Annotated in this window: 14 protein-coding genes; all 14 read right to left on the reverse strand. The window is 66.6% G+C overall.

Features of this window, described 5'->3' with window-relative positions; genetic code table 11:
• Window positions 1-7 precede the first annotated feature (7 nt).
• The 14 genes from ACZ5EF_RS12430 to ACZ5EF_RS12495 are packed head-to-tail and all read right to left on the reverse strand — an operon-like array spanning window position 8 to window position 15,778.
• Window positions 8-2,572, reverse strand: a complete 2,565-nt coding sequence (locus ACZ5EF_RS12430) for a hypothetical protein (protein ID WP_346061887.1) — start codon at window positions 2,570-2,572, stop codon at window positions 8-10.
• The gene (locus ACZ5EF_RS12435; RefSeq protein WP_346061888.1) at window positions 2,572-4,332 is read right to left on the reverse strand and encodes a coiled-coil domain-containing protein; all 1,761 of its coding nucleotides are present in this window, start codon (window positions 4,330-4,332) and stop codon (window positions 2,572-2,574) included. Before ACZ5EF_RS12435 ends, ACZ5EF_RS12430 begins: the two co-directional genes overlap by 1 nt.
• Entirely contained in the window at window positions 4,329-7,055 is a 2,727-nt protein-coding gene (locus ACZ5EF_RS12440) for a transglycosylase SLT domain-containing protein (RefSeq protein ID WP_346061889.1), read from the reverse strand. Before ACZ5EF_RS12440 ends, ACZ5EF_RS12435 begins: the two co-directional genes overlap by 4 nt.
• A 3-nt stretch (window positions 7,056-7,058) precedes the next feature.
• Complete coding sequence (locus ACZ5EF_RS12445; protein ID WP_346061890.1) at window positions 7,059-7,544, reverse strand: virion core protein, T7 gp14 family; 486 nt, start codon at window positions 7,542-7,544, stop codon at window positions 7,059-7,061.
• Entirely contained in the window at window positions 7,537-8,004 is a 468-nt protein-coding gene (locus tag ACZ5EF_RS12450) for a hypothetical protein (RefSeq protein WP_346061891.1), read from the reverse strand. The genes ACZ5EF_RS12445 and ACZ5EF_RS12450 overlap by 8 nt, the downstream gene beginning before the upstream one ends.
• Window positions 7,991-10,453: a phage tail protein gene (locus ACZ5EF_RS12455; RefSeq protein WP_346061892.1), complete on the reverse strand. Its 2,463-nt coding sequence runs from the start codon at window positions 10,451-10,453 to the stop codon at window positions 7,991-7,993. Before ACZ5EF_RS12455 ends, ACZ5EF_RS12450 begins: the two co-directional genes overlap by 14 nt.
• Window positions 10,454-11,074, reverse strand: coding sequence for a phage connector family protein (locus tag ACZ5EF_RS12460; protein WP_346061893.1), 621 nt, complete (start codon window positions 11,072-11,074; stop codon window positions 10,454-10,456). It abuts the gene before it with no gap.
• An 11-nt stretch (window positions 11,075-11,085) separates the two neighbouring features.
• Window positions 11,086-11,409: a capsid staple protein gene (gene gp10 / locus ACZ5EF_RS12465; RefSeq protein WP_346061894.1), complete on the reverse strand. Its 324-nt coding sequence runs from the start codon at window positions 11,407-11,409 to the stop codon at window positions 11,086-11,088.
• 43 nt (window positions 11,410-11,452) lie between these two features.
• On the reverse strand, window positions 11,453-11,635 hold the full coding sequence (locus tag ACZ5EF_RS12470) for a hypothetical protein (RefSeq protein WP_346061895.1): 183 nt from the start codon (window positions 11,633-11,635) through the stop codon (window positions 11,453-11,455).
• 12 nt (window positions 11,636-11,647) lie between these two features.
• On the reverse strand, window positions 11,648-12,046 hold the full coding sequence (locus ACZ5EF_RS12475) for a Bbp16 family capsid cement protein (protein ID WP_346061896.1): 399 nt from the start codon (window positions 12,044-12,046) through the stop codon (window positions 11,648-11,650).
• Between the two features lie 38 nt (window positions 12,047-12,084).
• The gene (locus tag ACZ5EF_RS12480; RefSeq protein ID WP_346061897.1) at window positions 12,085-13,116 is read right to left on the reverse strand and encodes a major capsid protein; all 1,032 of its coding nucleotides are present in this window, start codon (window positions 13,114-13,116) and stop codon (window positions 12,085-12,087) included.
• Between the two features lie 8 nt (window positions 13,117-13,124).
• Complete coding sequence (locus ACZ5EF_RS12485; RefSeq protein WP_346061898.1) at window positions 13,125-13,805, reverse strand: hypothetical protein; 681 nt, start codon at window positions 13,803-13,805, stop codon at window positions 13,125-13,127.
• A gap of 3 nt (window positions 13,806-13,808) precedes the next feature.
• Window positions 13,809-14,105: a Bbp19 family protein gene (locus ACZ5EF_RS12490; RefSeq protein ID WP_346061899.1), complete on the reverse strand. Its 297-nt coding sequence runs from the start codon at window positions 14,103-14,105 to the stop codon at window positions 13,809-13,811.
• The gene (locus ACZ5EF_RS12495) at window positions 14,102-15,778 is read right to left on the reverse strand and encodes a portal protein (protein ID WP_346061900.1); all 1,677 of its coding nucleotides are present in this window, start codon (window positions 15,776-15,778) and stop codon (window positions 14,102-14,104) included. Before ACZ5EF_RS12495 ends, ACZ5EF_RS12490 begins: the two co-directional genes overlap by 4 nt.
• Window positions 15,779-15,827 lie beyond the last annotated feature (49 nt).

The raw sequence follows: 15,827 nt of genomic DNA on the forward strand, positions 1-15,827 counted from the left end.
GGCGTGCCTATCTCGATATACCTAGCGGGTCCAGATGGTCGCGCGACGGTGAGATAAGCAGCTCTTGCCGGTTCTCCCGCTCGATGCGGCGCTCCATGCGGCGAAGTGACCCGGGATTCATCGCCTCCTGGACGCTATAGAGGAAAAGGTAATCCATGGCCGCCCGGGTGTAGAACAGGTTGGCAAACGGCGTATTGGCCAGGCCCACCCGGAAGGCGGAGGCCGCGGCGTCGTCGCCGTCGCGGATACGCTGAAGCACGTCCACGACAGAGGCCGCCTCGCCAATGGCGGGGCCGGCCAGGGTATCCACAATGCCACCGCCGAAGCGGTTGGACTCGCCCAGCAGGAAGTCGCCGTAGATGCCAAGGGCGCCGCCCTGCATCATGGCCGCCATCCAGGTCCCGGGGTCCTCCGGTGGCCTCGGCGTCCTGCCCTTGGTCATGTCTTTCAGGGCCATGGAGCCATAGCCGAACAGGGTCATCCAGAGCATGAGCTGAGCCATGCCCAGCATCTCGCCATTGCCGCTGGCGAGCGCTTTCACCAGCTCTCGGCCCGGCATGAAACTGGATCCGTACTTTGCCGGGGTGTAGCCGCGGCCGTACAGCTCTCGCCCCATGGTCTTCTGCAAGACCGCGATAGGGAAAGACTTGAACTGCCCCATGAAGCGCATCAGCTCGCCGACGAATGTCCCGGGGCGTGTGCCCTGCTGCATGATGGCCCGAGTGCGGGCATCGGGCTCGATGGCGGCGTAGGAAGCCCGGTCGGTGATATAGGAGCGCAACTGGCCGCGCAGCTCTTCACGAAGCTCCTCTACGGCGGCGTCGCTGGCCGTTCGCCCCTGGCCGGAAAGGTAGGCTTCCAACTGATCGCGGGGGATGGCGTCCACGCCCTGCACGGTCATGTAATCGCGCCCATCGGCCTCGCGGGTGGCGGTGCTGCGCAGCATATCCCAGCGGCGCGCGTCGAAGTCGAACAGCTCGAGCACGCGGCGCGCGTCAGGGTTGAGCGCCGACCAGCCCTTGCCACGCTGCGAGGCGAGGTTGTGGCTCATGGCCAGGGCAGCAGAGGAACGCATGGTGTCGGTCCACCAGGTCAGGCCGTTCAGCTTGAAGAACAGTCGCTGCGCCCGGCTCATCTTGCCGCCCAGGGTATCATTGGCCGAGAAGCGGCTGACGACCTCGCCCCGCGCGTTGTCGAAGAACACCCCAAGCCCGGCCAGAATCTCTTTCTGCTCGGCGCTTCGGCGCCCGCCGGAGGCTGCATCGCCGATGGCCCGGCCCATGTTGGTGAGCACGCTGCCGGCGCCCTGATAGCGCAGCTCGGTGGCGTTGTTGGCCAGGTCGGCGAAGGACGACAGCAGGGCCCCACCCAGCTTGGACATGGACTGCACGGCGCGAACGTTGGAAGACACCCGAGCGGCAATGTTATTGACCGCCATGCGTGCCGTGCCATCCACCTCGGCGAGCCGGTTGGCCAACATGCCATTGCGATCCACCTGGAATTGCCGAAGCGCTGCGTTATCGCTCGCCAGGTCGCGCTGCAGGTCGTCGAGGATCATGTTCCAGTTGGCCTCGGGATTGGTCCCGAGCTTGCGCATGATGCCGGTGGAGTCGCCCATTCGCTCAAGGCCTCCAAGGAACGATTCACGTAGCGATCCGGTGCCGTACACCCGGTTGTACTGGTCCCACGCCACGCCGTCCCTGAAATGCAGGGTGCGCTCCTGGCTGACCTTCTTGGCCAGGTTGCGCGGCCCCTTGAATCCGCTCGGCGTGTCAGGCGCAGCCTTCAAGTGCACGCCTGACGACAGCCCGTTGTAGACCTCGAGCAGCATGGCGTCGCGGTCACGCACGCCGGCAAAGGTGCGCTCATCCAGGAGGGGCAGGATCTCGTCGCGCCACTGCACGAAGCCGGCGCGGGTAATCTTGTACGGGTCGTGGCTCTGGCGAACGATGTAGCCCGGCAGCTTGCGGATGAAGGCGCCGGCTCGGTTGGCGTCCACCCGGGCGGCGTCCTGGTAGCGCTGCATGATGCGCGCGATCTCGATGGCATCCTTGTTCAGGCCATCGAGAGGACGGTCCATGCCGAGCCGCCACAGGGCATCGGTGATGTCGGAGTCCATCTCGCCACGCGCCAGGATGCGCGTTAGCCCCGCCTGCTCGATGTCGTTGAGGAAGCCGGCGATGTAGCCATGGGCCAGTTGTTTTTGCTCGGCGGCCACCGAGCGGCGGGCCCCGGCCCGGGCAACGTTGGTCCCGACAAGGAATGACTCCAGCCCCAGGTCGTAGCGATCGCGCCAGGTGCCGCGAATGTAGCCGATGACCTCGGCCCGCCGGCGGGCGTTCAGCGCCGCGTTGCGATTCTCGATGACGGCCGCCAGGCGGATCTCGTTGCCCAGTTCATCCGCTGCCTGGAGAGCGGCATCCTGGAGGCTCAGCATCTCGTTAGCTGCCCGCAAGGAGCTTACCCGCCCCTCCAGCTCTTCGATGATCTGGGTCAGCTCTTCCGTGCCAAGCTCGCGGCCAGCCTCCTGGGCAGCCTCCTGGATGGCGTCGATACATGCGTTCGCAGTCATCAGTTCCTCGTCCTGCAGATGGCAGCAGCCCGGAAGGCGGCGGCGAAGGTTTCGGCATCGGCGGTCAGTTCGTCCGCTTCGCGAAGGGCGGCGCTTAGATCGAAACCGGCCTGTCGTGCCATCTCTTCGGTGATGGCCAGTTCTTCATCCAGCATGGCACGTGCCGACTCGAGGTCGGTGCCGTCGGAAGATTGCGACGCTTCGTCGGCATGGCGCGAAGCGGCCAGGCCATCCTCGTCCAGCCGGCCCTGCCCGGCCGGGGAGCTATCCTCCACCTTCGCCTTGAGCTGCCTCAGGGAGGCCTGCCGGGTGGCGGGATCGTTAAGCGCGAAGATGGGCTCGACATCGACTCGCCGGCCGGTGGCCGCTTGCGCCACGGCAGAGCGCAGGGCGGCCTGGCGAATCGGCCAGGGCGATGCCTCAGCGACGGCGCGGGCGGTCTTGGTGAACTCGAAGCCGCTGGCGATCTGCTCGGCGCGCTCATCCACCCTGGAGATGAAGCGCTCCGGCACATCGCCGCGGCGAATGCGACCGATGTCGGCCCGGGCGAGCTCCGCCTGGAGGTTGACGTCGAGCCGCTCGGATATCTCGAGGTTTCGCTCCTGCAGTCGCTCTCGCTCGGCGACGATCTGGCGGCGCGCCGCCGACTCCGCCTGCTTGCGTGACAACCCCTCTTCGCGTTGGAACGCCTTGGCCCGAGCGCGGAAGGTTTGATCCAGGCCTTCGAGCTCTAGGGCAATCTGCTGCTGCTCGTTGCGCAGGTCACGGACGTTGGGGAGGCGCCCCTGGGCGATCTCTTCCAATTCGCCACGCAGCGTCGGCAACAACTCTTCCTGGGCCTGGCGGGCGGCCTGCTGGCGACGCGCCGGGGCATCCAGCTCGATCTGGCGGCGAATGGCCGCGCTGATTCCCGGCGCGGGATCGTCGGCGAAGGCCAGGCGCGTGTAAGACACCTCCTGGGTATCCGGGCGGGTCGCACCTTCGGCTCCCGGGGGGGTGCTGGCATCCGGATCTTCGGGCGTGGCCAGCCGGCGCGCGCGGAAGTCCGAGATGGCGCCACCCAGGGTATGCAGCCCGCCGCCCAGCACCGCACCAAACGCGATGTTGGACAGGCTATCCACCAGGCCGTAATCCGCCTGCTCGCGAGAGGCGGCCGAGAGGACGATGGGCTCGACCAGGGCCGTGCCCACCGCGCCCTGCACGGCGCCTACACGAGCCCTGACGCCCGCCCGCCCCAGCCGTGAGGTGGCGCTGGCCAGCATCGAGGCATAGCGCGCCTGGCCGTAGACCGGGACGAAGGCGGCGCCGATGTTGATGGGATCGATGGACGAGGCGGCAAAGCTGGCAAGAAGCTGGAGCGGCACCGTCGATGCCGGGGCGTTATCCAGCACGAACTGACGTTGCAGCTCCTCCTGTTTTCGCTCCATCAGGATGTCGAGCACACCCTCGCGGATACCCTCTTCCGGCACCGTCAACGGGAGGCCGGCATCCTGCACGCGCTGCCGCGCCTGCTCGGCGCTGAGCATGGGCGTTTCTGGCTCGCTGCGAACCTCAGGAACGCCGTAGGCAGGAAAGCCCGGGCGCTCGAACTTGCCGCGCTCCTGCTCCACGATCTCGGCATTGCGCCTGCCTGACGAGGTGGGGCTGCGAATCCACCCCTCCTGCGCTGCCGCCCTCGCCGCTCCGAACTGGCCGGTCGTCACTTCATCCAGCAGGTTTCGGCTGCGCCGGACAATGGGCCCGTCGGTGAAGATGGTCACTGGCGAACCTCCCATGCGCGCGTCGAGGTTTCGCGGCGGACATCTTGCGCCTGGCGACGCCCTTCCTGGAAGCGCTGCCACAGACCAGGCTCTTGCTCCTCTGCCCGTGTCGAGAGATCAGCCCAGGAGCGAGTGACGGGATCGCCGTCGCGGGTCAGCACCGCCTCGCCGTTGACATAGAGCACCAGCCCACTCTCATCAGGGGCGGTCACCCAATAGGCGCTCTCGCGAAGCACATTGCGGATCTGTTGGGCGGCGAATTCTTCATCCATCCACTCTTGGCGCTCGTACTGAAGCTGCGCGGGGTCGATACTCTCCAGCTCCGCGTCGGCGCCGCGCTCCACCAGGTCGGCGTCAACATCCCTGGGCACGCGATAGGTGCCGTTGACGGTGTAGCGATCATCCACCAGCGAGCTGAACGCCCTATCGGCGGCGTCCTTGGCACTATCGCCCTCGGCGGCGTAGGAAAGCGATAGCCGTTGGGCCTCTTCGTACAGGGCCGCGAAGGTGCGCTCTCCCCCGGCCTGGTTCTGGAGGGTCACTCGGAAGTCGGCGAACCTGTCGTTCAACTCGTCAGTCACGTCACGCGTCACCGTGCTTTCCAGCCCCTTCCTGAGATCCTCGGTCGGGATATTGGCGATGCGCGCCAGGCGGCTTGCCGTGGCGCCGTCTATACCGGTGCCGATGACGAGGGCGGCATTGGGGAGCTCGTCCTGGAGCTGCCGGAATACCGTTGGCCAGTGCCTTCCCCATTCGCTCTGTAGCCCGGAGATCAGTTGCGCGGCGTTATCGCCGCCATCCTCGGTGCTGCGGAAGCCACTGACGATCTCGGCCTTTTGCTGCGCCGTGAGCAGCTGCGGCTGCGAGATGCCGAGTCGCTGTTGCTCGGCGACCAGTGCCGAAGCGTAGGCATCCAGAGCGGCCGGGCTGCCATCTCCGGTAGCGGCGGCCATCGCCTGAATCTGGGGGCTGTGACGGTTCAGGTAGGTCACCGGGTCGTCTTCCATCTGATCTTCCATCCGCTGCGCGGCGTCCATCAGCACCCCAAACAGCCGCGCATCCTCGGCGAACCCCTCGCCGGCGGCGCCATCCTGCTGCTCGGGACGGAAGTTGCTGAGCAGCTCGCGACGCTCGTCGGGCGTGGCCAGGGCGATCTGCTGCAGTGCCTCGCCGACGCTCCGCACTTTGCGGAAGGCTTCATAGCGGCTGCCGCCATCCGCGCCATAGGCGCGCAGGAAGTCGGCCTGGCTAGGCGGGTTGTCGAAGGCCAGTCCCTGCAGGTAGGCCGCCTGGGCGTCTTCCACCCGGGAGTCGAGCTCGGCCTGCTCCACAGCGCGCAACTGGTGGAACTGGTTGCGCTGGCTCGTGAACATGGACAATGCCTGCTGCCGGACATCAGGATCTTCGATTCGCTGGATGCGCTGCAGTGCATCGCGCATACCGAATTCGCCGGTCACGGCGTTGTAGCTGTCCTGGCCGACGACGCTGGCCACGTAGTCGCGCGTCTCTTGGAACGGGATGCGCTGGGCGAACTCCTCGGGGGTGATCTCGCCGGATCGCGGGTCGCCGAGGCGCAGGCGGCTCTCGTTCTTGCCGGTGCGGTTGGTGCCGTTGATCCAGTCGCTCACCATGCCAGGGCCAGCGTTGTAGGCCGCGGCGGCCAGCAGCGGCATGCCGAAGTCCTGCATCTGCTTGTCGAAGTAGGCGCGCCCCAGGGCCTCGTTGTATTCGGCATCATTCCGGAAGCGCTGAGGATCCCACGGAAGTCCGGCGAGTTCCGCAGCCTCCCGGGCGGTACCGGGGAGAAGCTGGGCCACACCTACTGCGCCAGCGCTGGAAGTCAGCGGCTGCCCATCGGAGTCGAACTGGTTGCCCCGGCTCTCTCGCTGGATAAGCCGCTCCCACAGGTCGCCATCGCTGGGCATCCGCACGCCGGTGAAGGCGCCGGAAAGCGAATCAGCAATCTGCTGGGCCTCGATCCTCTTGATAGCGGGCTCGAGGCGACTGCGATCATCCGGCAGTATTTGCGACTTGACCTCGTTGAAGCGCTGCAGGGCGCCCCGGGGGTCATTGTCCGCCATCTGTTGAACAACCGACGCCTGGGTGGCGCTCTGGGCTCTCTGCAAAGCCAGCTGGGTTTGCTCTTCGCTCCACCCCAGGTCGCGGGCCCTTGTGGTGATGGTGGCACGCTGCCGCTGCAGCTCGGTCGCGATGCGCTGGGGGTCGTTGTAGTGATTGGCCGCGGCCAACTGGCTGTTGGAGATCAGGGCGTCGGCCTGCTCTTGCTCATAAGTGCTGATCTGGCTGTGCACGTGGCGCTGAATGGTGCTATCCACGGACCGACGACGCTGAGCGGCCAGGCGGTCGAAGGCGCTTCGCTGAGCGCCTACCAGGCCGTCGCGGATTTCGGCGACGCGCTGATCATAGGACTGCATCACCGTGTCAGGCAGACCGAAGGCATTTTTGCCCCGAGCATTGAGCGCGCCGCTTTCCGGATCGTAGAGGGCGGTGTTCTCGAATTCCGAGAGGGCGTTGTCCGCCTCCATCACCCGTGCGGTATTGGCCCGGTCGGCGGCGCGCAGGGCGATCTGGCTGAGTTGGTCGGCCGCGGGCCCCAGGTCGGGGCCGAAGGTGCCGGCCGGCGTGGCGGGGTTGATTGATCCGTCGGGCAGGCCGCGCTGCTGGACGCGCCGGCTATCGGTCAGGCGGGGGATGCGAGCCACTGGTCAGCCTCCGTAGGCGGTACTGAAAGAGTTGGCGGCACTTGCACCGCTGGTCAGCAGGGTGCCGAAGGCGCGGTTGCGGCCGGCCTGGCGGGCATTTCGACCGCTGGCCCGGGACTCGGCGGCCCGGGTCTGGAAGCCAAAGGCCTCGCGGTAGGCGTTGTTCTCGGCGACCTGGGCATCGTACTCGCCCAGCGTGGCGGTCTCGGCGAACAGGTCCAGACTGGTGCCGGAGGAGATATCCAGGCCCGAGGCGGCCAGGCCAGTGGCCTGCCGGGCCCCCACCTGCCGGGCACGGTCGCGCTGTTCCTCGCCGGCCACCACGCCGCGGGCCCGGGCGTCCTGGGCCTGCTGCTCCTGAGCTCGGGCATTCTGCTCGGCCACGGCCTGCTGGTACTTGCCCTGGGCGCGAGCCTGCTGATAACCGGCCACGCCCTGGGCGAGCTGTAGGCCTCCGGCGATGTAGGCCAGAGTGGTGGGTTCACACATGGGGTCGCATCTCGAAGTGGTGGAACGGCATCCCGAAGACCCCGAAGGGTTCGGGGTCGTGGATCGTGAAGCCCAGCCAGGCGAGCCAGCGAATGGCCACCGTGTTGCGGGCATCGACCCAGTTGTGCAGGTAGTTGAAGCCGCGCGCGATCTCGGCCAGCGCCGGGCGGCTGTGGCGAAGGAAGACCAGCGGGTGCCGCTCGATCACCTCGCTGCCGAGCATCCAGGCCGCCCCGGTGCCGCCCAGGGTGGATTGCGGCACCACACCCAACAGGCAGGCGAGCTCGCCATCGATCACCCCGGCCAGTGGCTGGCGGCTGGCCCGCACGGCGTTGCGCAGGCTGTCGCCCGGGGACTGGCGGCTGGCCGCCCAGATCTCGTCGCGGTCGGCCTGGCGCATTCGCGGCGCCAGGGCGTCGGCATCGGCCAGGGTGGCCGGCCGGATCTCAGCCCTTACCACCGATCGTCACCTCCGGAATGATAGCCAGGATAGTCAGCGGCAGCGGGTCGGCTTGGCGCAGGAAGACCCGGCCGTCCTGGTCCCAACTGGTGGGGATGGCTAGGCGGGTGTAGCCGGTGATCATCCGTGTGGTCTCGGCCCAGTCTTCATCGCTGCGCTGCTTGAGTTCGATCAGGTTTTTATCGGCCTCGTAGTCCTCGCGGTTGCGGGCGACGAACACGCCGCGGCTCTTGTGCAGCACCAGGCCCACGGCCGGGATCGACTTCTTGTTGTCGCGCACCGTCTCTCCGCTGCTGCTGATCGGCAGGGTCTCCAGGTCGCAGGTGATCGGCAGCCCGACATGGGCCACGGCCGCCGGGGCGTCCAGGGTGATCTCGCCGCCGGTGACCACCTCCTGGGGGGCGGCGTTGCCGTCGGCACAGATGCTGACCGTCTTGCCCTCCAGGTGATCCAGGCCCGACAGGGTGGTGGCCATCAGCGCCCAGCCGGAGGTGGCGGTGTCGCGCACGGCCTCGGGCACCAGGCGCACCGGCTCGACGCTGACCTGGGTGTCGCTGGTGTAGGTCGTGATCTCCACGTCGGCAAACTCGTCGCCCACGCTTAGGCGATAGCGGCGCCCCACCTGGCCCGCGTCGAAGGTCGCCGCACTGGCGGTTAGTGTCAGCGTCTCGGCGGTGGTCCACTCGGTGCCGCCGGAGAGGGTCAGGGTGGTGGCGGCGGTATTGCGGCCATCGTAGGTCAGGCCGGCGTCCACCCCAAAGAAGTCCTCCAGATCGTCGAACTCGCGACTGTCGAGGCGCTCGACGTAGCGCACCGTGGCGCCGTTGATCGTGCGCCTGACCACCGCATAGACGGCATCCTCGGCACCCTCGCTGACCGAGGCCACGGACTCGAAGGCGCCCTCGGTGTCGTGGCGCGACCAGGCCACCACCTGCTGCTCGCGAACATAGGTCATGGACAGCAGCGCGCCGTCGTCACGCACCGCCCAGACCAGGGAATCGGGCTCCTGGGCATAGGTCCAGTCGGTGAGGGTGTAGCCGCGGAACAGGTGGTTAGAGAAGACCGTCAGGTCGTCGCCGGTATAGCTGTCGCTCTCGAAGGTATAGGCCAGGTCGCGCACGATGGACCCCCGGGCCTGGACATACAGGGCGCTGGAGCCGATCAGCAGGGGAGGAAGGTGCGAGCTGCCCCGGTAGCCCTGGGCGCTGGCCTGCACGGTGTCCGGGGCCAGCCCCTGGTCGCCGCTGTCGATCTGCCACTCGGCGCCGGAGGTCAGCGCCAGCAGTGAGCCCAGCGGCACCAGGTGGCGGATCTCGTTCACCTGACGGCTGGCCAGGGTGAAGGAGATGGCGTCGTCGGCCTCCAGCGGAAGGTTGGTCTCGAAGCCGTCGAAGATCCCGGTTTCGCTCATCCAGAAGGTCTGGGGCTCGGCCGGGCTGCCGGCCAGCACCAGGCGCTGCTGGTAGTAAGTGGCGGTCCCCGGGTAGCCCCGGGCCGCGTTCCAGGCCGCCAGGCTCCAGCGATAGGTACCATCGCTGACCACCGGCGCCGGCACCCGCGATACCACGGTGGCATCGGCGGAGGTGCTGCTATTGACGGCGGTGATCTCTACGACGCCGACCCCTGAGTGCAGGTAGCGCCACTTCACTCCCAGCACCTCGGTGATGCCCTGAACCGTGGCCTGGGGCCCATCCCACTGCTCGCCCTCGGTATGCGCCGGTGTGTTGTCGCCAGTCAGGGCGGAAGTGGTAGCTTTTTCCACTGCATTGTAAACCCGCTCATCAACGTAACGCTTATCGCCGAGATTAACCTCTGCACGATTCTGCCAGGCGCTAACCTCGCCCATGTCCTGCTGACGCAGCTTAACCAGGGTGCCGACGTGCTCGCTGGAGAACAGGGCGCTTGAGGCAGTCAGGGTGATGTTGCCGGTCTCGCCGCTCGCGGTGATCGTCACCGCCTCATCGACGTTCTGGTCCTGGAAGGGGCCTAGCTCCGGCTCGAAGGTGGTCACCGAGAATGAGGTGGCCGAGGTGCGGCGGATCTCGTGCGGCTGGTAGTCGGGGTGCAGCAGCGTGAGCACGTCGGCGCTCTGCACGTATTTGACCAGCGGCAGGTCGGCCTCCAGCCAGGGGGTGACGACCTCCACCGGGCTACCGCCGTCCATCACCGGTGCACCGTTCTGATGGAAGCGCGCATAGCCGTCGCCCAGCTCGATGACGTAGGTCTGCTGGGCGTTGAAGACGAATGGGATCAGGCGGCAGGCCTTGTCGGCGTGCTTGGTGGCGGCCACGTAGCGGAAGCCCGGGCGTGATGCCGCACCGCCATAGGGCAGGACGGTGAAGTTGCGGCAGGTGCGCAGGCTGATCGCGTAGCGCGCCAGGTCCACCCGGCCCTGTAGGCTGGGCGCCAACTCGCCACCAGCGAAGGAGGGCTGAATCAGGCTTGGCATCTACTCGCCTCCGATCCGGTCGAGGGTCCACGGCGCCTCGGGGTGGTCAGGGTCATGCGCCTCGCCGAGATTGCCGGCCATGGCGTCATCCAGGGCGCCACGCGCTCGCTGATACAGCCAGTTGCTCAGCTCGGGGTCGTTGACCAGAGGCATGGAGATGTTCGCCGCCAGAGCGAATTCCAGGGCGGTCACGAAATCGGGGGGGAACAGGTTGGGGTCGGTCACCTTCGCGGTATAGGTGGCCCGCGCCTGCTCCATATTGGTCAGGATCACCCGACCGCCATCGCCGGTGCTGGACACCGTCCACGGCTCGCGGTTCAGGTCATTGCCCTTGCGCCCAGGGAACCAGTTGCCCTCGACATAGACGTTCTGCATGTCGAGGCAGTCGGTGGGATAGCGATATTGGTAATCCCAGCCCACCGGCGCATCGCCCAGGGTGGCCAGGGCCACACGGCGCTGAGCGAAGTTCCAGGGAAAGGTGCGCAGCAGTTGGTCGCGGGCGGCCTCGTACCAGCGGGCGCACAGCCGGGCCTCCTTGCTCTTCTCTTCCAGGCTGGCGATGGTCTGATCGGTCCCGGTGTGGCTCAGGGCCCGGTTGCAAATATCGACTACGCTCGGCATTGCGCTCTCCGTCAGTCTCGTTCGCCAGACCCGTAAAGGGTCTCGGCCGCGCCATCGCGCACGTCTTCGTCGCTCAGCTTCATATCCGTGATCTGCAGAGACATGCTGCGACGCTTCTCGCCATCTCGGTTATGGATGTCGGTGCTCACGATCTCGACCTTCGCCATCATCATTCGCTTGGCGCCTGGATCGGGCATCATGTCGATGCCGAGCTTTGCTAGCTGATCGTCCTCGAGGTGGATTCTCAAGCCCCAGGGATATTCGTCGTCGGGGGCTTCGGCTACGGTCATCCCGGGAGCGTCGCCAGTCCCCTTCATGCTCACCATCTTGGCCATAAGGGCCTCCAGAAACAGGAAGGGGCCCGTAGGCCCCTGGGATTTACTCGCTGTCCTTGGCCGCCGGCTTGGGCGCCTCGACCTTGGTCATCCAGCTCGGGAAGTAGGGCACATCCTTGCCGTCCTTACCCTTCTTCTTGGTCGGGCCGTCGTAGTCGAAGACCTCGCCCGGCTGGCGTTCGCGGTTGTGCGGCCAGAAGCCGCGCTGGTTGGCTTTCACCTTCATTGGTCGGGCTCCTTAGTGGCCGTGCTGGTGGGCGGCGACGATGCCGGCGGTGATCGTGCCTTGCGTCGGCGCGGTGGCGCCGGTGAAGGTGTACACCACGCGCAGGTAGCGTTCGGTGTGGATCGGCATGTACTGGATCGGGAACTGATAGCCAGCCACCAGGTCGGCGATGGGGATATCACCGGAGACCGCCAGAGTCTCCGCCGAGGTAAACGACTCGTTGTCGTCCGTCTGCACCTCGGCCCGGATCGTGTCGGCGCCGTTAAAGTCGGCCGTCACCTGGATCAGCAGCGGCAGCGGGACACCCTTGCCGATGTCGCGCACGACGCCCAGGTCCACCACGTTGGTGGAGTTGGCCGTGCCGGTGATTGCCTGGTTCTCGCTGAACAGGAACTCTTTATCGAGAATCATGGTTCGCTCCTATGCGTAGGGAGAGCGGAACCGCCCGTTTACACGGACGGCACGGCCGCTTCGGTGTTGAGGATGGCGTCGCACTCGCGTACCGGCATACCGCGGTAGCCCATGACCTCGCGACCATCGACCTCCATCGGCGACAGGCGCACGTAGGAGGCGCTGGTGGACTGGGTCGGCGTGGCGCCGGCATCCAGGGCCTCGAGCACGTCGCGGTTGCAGTAGATCGCCGCACGGCCACCGGTGACCTTGCGCTGGAACAGGCGGTAGTAGGCCTTGCGCATCAGGGAGTAGATGTCCACGGTGCCGGCGCGCAGGTCGGAGACGTCGATGTTGGCGATCCGCACCACGTAGCGGAAATCGCGCACCGACAGGCCGTTGTCCCAGTTGAACAGCTCGGCCATGGCGCGGAACTTGCCGCCCGCCGGGTCATCGGCGTCGATCTCGCCGAGGTCCTTGCGCTGCAGGCCGGCCATGGTGCCCTGGGGATAGATGCCGTGGACGGTGCGCTCACCCCACACGATGAACCACACCGAGGTGTTGTCGGCACCGGTGCCGCCGCCGTCGATCACCTGGTCGGCGGTATCCTGGGCGGGAATGTTGGCCGGGTCCCGGTAGGCGTTGAAGCGCGGCGCCAGGCCCATGAACCGCTCGGGATTCACGTCGGTGTCGCCGTAGAACAGCGTGCCGGCCATGTCCTGGTTCATGCCCTCGAGGAAGGCGGTGGCCTCGTTGAGGCGGAACTGCCCGGGGTTCTTGGAGAGTTGCACCAGCTTGGCGTCGATTTCGGAGCGCGCCTCCAGCATGCCAGTCGCGTCGGTCACCTGCTTGGTGGTGGACTTCTGCGGCTGGACACCCTGGTAGAGCTTGCGCCAGGTGCCGGCCGGGAGGCCGGTGCGCACCGTGGTCAGGTGGCCGGTGCCGTTGTTGGCCTCCTGGACGATCATATCCGTCAGGATCGGGTTGGTCTCCGCCAGCAGCTCGATGATCTGGCTGGTGACCTGGCCGTTGCCGTCCTGCTGCTTGAACAGGTCGGCGAGGGTCAGATAGGTGTTGCCGGTGGTAGCCATGGCTTACCTCACTTTTTGGCTTCGTTGGGATAGAGAATGTCGGCGGCGCTGCGCTCGCCGTGCGACTGGTTGCCCATGTGGATCTTGTCCTCGCTGATGGCCTTGCCAATCGCGGCGAAGGTGCGTACCAGCTCGGGGTGGTTGCCCATCCCGGTCTGTTCCAGCGCCTCCTTGAGGCCCGGCGAGCCGAACTTCTCCACCGCCTTAACGGCGGTTGCCACGTTCTCGTCGAACTTGGCGCCACCAAAGTCGGGGTCTTCGCGGAGTTCGGTCTGCCAGGTCTCCAACTGCTGAGCCCAGTTGTCGCGGGCTTGCTGCTGGGCGCGCTGGATGGATTCGGCGTGCAGCTTGACCATCGTGTCGGCCTGTTCCTGGGTCAGCCCCAGTTCCTTCGCGATGGGTTCGAACTGCTCGATGGCGGCCTGATCAAGCTCTCCCTCGTAGCCTTCGGGTGCTTTCCACTCGTAGCTCTCGGGCGCCTGGCTTTTGGCCTCGCCTTCGCCTTCTCCCTCCTTCTTGCCCTGCTCGCCCTCCTGGGGCTCAGCAGCGGGCTCGCCTTTGCCTTCGCCTTCTCCGGGTTGGCCTTTCGGCTGCCCCTCGGTCGGTTCCGGCGCCGGCTCGCCCTGGCCCTCAGTCCCAGTCGCCGGTTCAGTGTTAGGTTGCCCGGTCAACACGGTCTCTTCGGCCATGATCTAGTCCTCGTCGTTGAGTTTTGCCGCGGCCACTCGCTCGGCCTCTTCGGCTTCCTTCCACATCTGGGTGAAGCGTTCGGGGTCGAGCGCCATCACCTCGTGGAACAGTTCGAGCCCCACCGACTTGCGGCCGTCCTTGTAGAACGACCCCGAGTTGCCGGTGAAGCTGTCGTCGAAGGCGCCGGTGCGTGCGAACAGCTCGAACAGCACGCGGCGCCCGGCAGGCAAGGCCAGCAGCTCCGTCATGTCGTCGGCGCGCCGCTCGGCCTCCTGCTGTTGAAGTTCTTCCTGTGTCACTGCCCAATCCCCATCTGGCGCATGAGAGCGGTAAGCCCATTCTCGGTGCTGGTGTCCGTCTCGCTGAGCAGCTTGGCGCCCTGGGCGGCCTGCTGGGCAGAAGCGGCCATCTGCTGGGCCTGTTGCGCCTGGGCCCGCTGCTCGCGGATCTCGGCCACCTGGTCGTCGCTGCGGATGATGTCCGGCGGAGCGCTGACGGCCTGGCCGTACTGATCCACGGTCTGGTCGAGGTCGAGCTTATCGAGCACGGAGGGATCGGCCCCGGCCAGGTTGCCGACGAAGCCGGCGATGCGCTCGATGGCGCCCACGCCTACCAGGCGCTGGGCCTGGGCCATGACGCTGACGTACTCGACACGCAGCTCGGCGCCCTGCACCTCCTCGGGAGGCTCGGGAAGATGGCCGTTGCGCAGCATGATCCCGAACACCCGATCAATCAGCGGGTCGAGCAGCTCGGTCTGTAGGCGCTCCAGCACCGGGCCGAGCATCAGCAGCTTCTCCTCGTGGCGCTCCTGGATCTCGCGGGCGGTGATGTTCGACCGCGTGTCGTTGGCCAGCATCATGAACAGGTCGGCAAAGAAGGTGCGCTGCAGGCGATCCTCGGTCTTGGCGATGTCTTCGAGCAACAGCCGCATTAGCTGGTTGTCCTGCACCACCGCCGGCTCGGCCTTGGCATTGCCGTTGCCGGTGACGTCTATATAGTTGGTTGCCCCTGGCAGCAGCGAATAACGCTTGTTCTTCATGCTGCTGGGCACGTTCATCGGCGGATCGACCGACTTGGCCACGCTCTTGGCCTTGGCCTTCTCCATGGTCTGCAACGCGCGGGCATCGCCCACCGCCGCATGCCCCGGGCCATAGCCGTAGACGTCCTCGCCCAGCACCTCCCAGCGCGGCGCCATCACCGGGAACTCTTGGAAACCCGATTCGGAGAGTAGCTTCTGGCCGGATGCGCCCTTTTCGTAGTAGCAGGAGCGGTAGGCCAGGTTGCCGTTGTCCTGCTTGCTCGGGTTGCGCTCGTCGTTGGGTTCGATGAGGTGGACGACCTCGACCTTGTTCTCCAGGGAGCCGCTCTCGTACTGGCGCAGCACGCCCTCACTGACGTTGTCGCGCCCGAACTGCTGCACCAGTTGGCGGACGGTCATGGTGAACTCGCGGTACAGCGTATCCACCACCTGCCGATGGCCGGTGGCCAGGTAGTAGGTGCCGGCGGTCAGCGGCACGGCGCGGAAGATCTCCTCGTCATCCTCGACCACCACGAATGCAGCGGTGCCGAAGGTGCCAAGCTCGGTGTAGAGCTGGTGCAGGGCGTTGTAGAGGTTGGCCTGGGCCAGAGCGGTGCGCATCCGGCGCTCCACCTCGTACAGCCACATCTTGACGCCGGCGATCTCCATCAGCTCGGGGTCGGGCACCTCCAGCTTGAACCACGGCCGCGCCGGACTGGTGACGCCAGCCATCATGCCGCTGGCCAGGGTCCGGCTCGCCAGGTAGGGCGTGGAGTTCACCAGCTTGGTGTTGCGCCGCGTGCCCTGGTTCGCGTCGCTGACCGTGAACCGCGAGCGCCACGGCTGAATCCAGTCGCTGATATCGCGCCACGACGATTCCCAGCCGGAGCGCTCGGTCTTCAGCTCCTTCAGTCGCTTATCGAAGCGCTGGCGTTTGCTCTCGGCCTGGGCCATGGGTTACCTCACGCGCCGAGCAGGGTCTTGCCCTGGGCACCTTGGCCCT

The sequence above is a fragment of the Bisbaumannia salifodinae genome, assembly GCF_055388505.1.

Bases quoted from the DNA above. Each gene is read 5' to 3' on its own strand.
- gp10 (WP_346061894.1), bottom strand. From the start codon at position 11,409: ATGGCCAAGATGGTGAGCATGAAGGGGACTGGCGACGCTCCCGGGATG.
- ACZ5EF_RS12475 (WP_346061896.1), bottom strand. From the start codon at position 12,046: ATGATTCTCGATAAAGAGTTCCTGTTCAGCGAGAACCAGGCAATCACC.
- ACZ5EF_RS12480 (WP_346061897.1), bottom strand. From the start codon at position 13,116: ATGGCTACCACCGGCAACACCTATCTGACCCTCGCCGACCTGTTCAAG.
- ACZ5EF_RS12460 (WP_346061893.1), bottom strand. From the start codon at position 11,074: ATGCCGAGCGTAGTCGATATTTGCAACCGGGCCCTGAGCCACACCGGG.
- ACZ5EF_RS12485 (WP_346061898.1), bottom strand. From the start codon at position 13,805: ATGGCCGAAGAGACCGTGTTGACCGGGCAACCTAACACTGAACCGGCG.
- ACZ5EF_RS12445 (WP_346061890.1), bottom strand. From the start codon at position 7,544: ATGTGTGAACCCACCACTCTGGCCTACATCGCCGGAGGCCTACAGCTC.
- ACZ5EF_RS12470 (WP_346061895.1), bottom strand. From the start codon at position 11,635: ATGAAGGTGAAAGCCAACCAGCGCGGCTTCTGGCCGCACAACCGCGAA.
- ACZ5EF_RS12455 (WP_346061892.1), bottom strand. From the start codon at position 10,453: ATGCCAAGCCTGATTCAGCCCTCCTTCGCTGGTGGCGAGTTGGCGCCC.
- ACZ5EF_RS12430 (WP_346061887.1), bottom strand. From the start codon at position 2,572: ATGACTGCGAACGCATGTATCGACGCCATCCAGGAGGCTGCCCAGGAG.
- ACZ5EF_RS12495 (WP_346061900.1), bottom strand. From the start codon at position 15,778: ATGGCCCAGGCCGAGAGCAAACGCCAGCGCTTCGATAAGCGACTGAAG.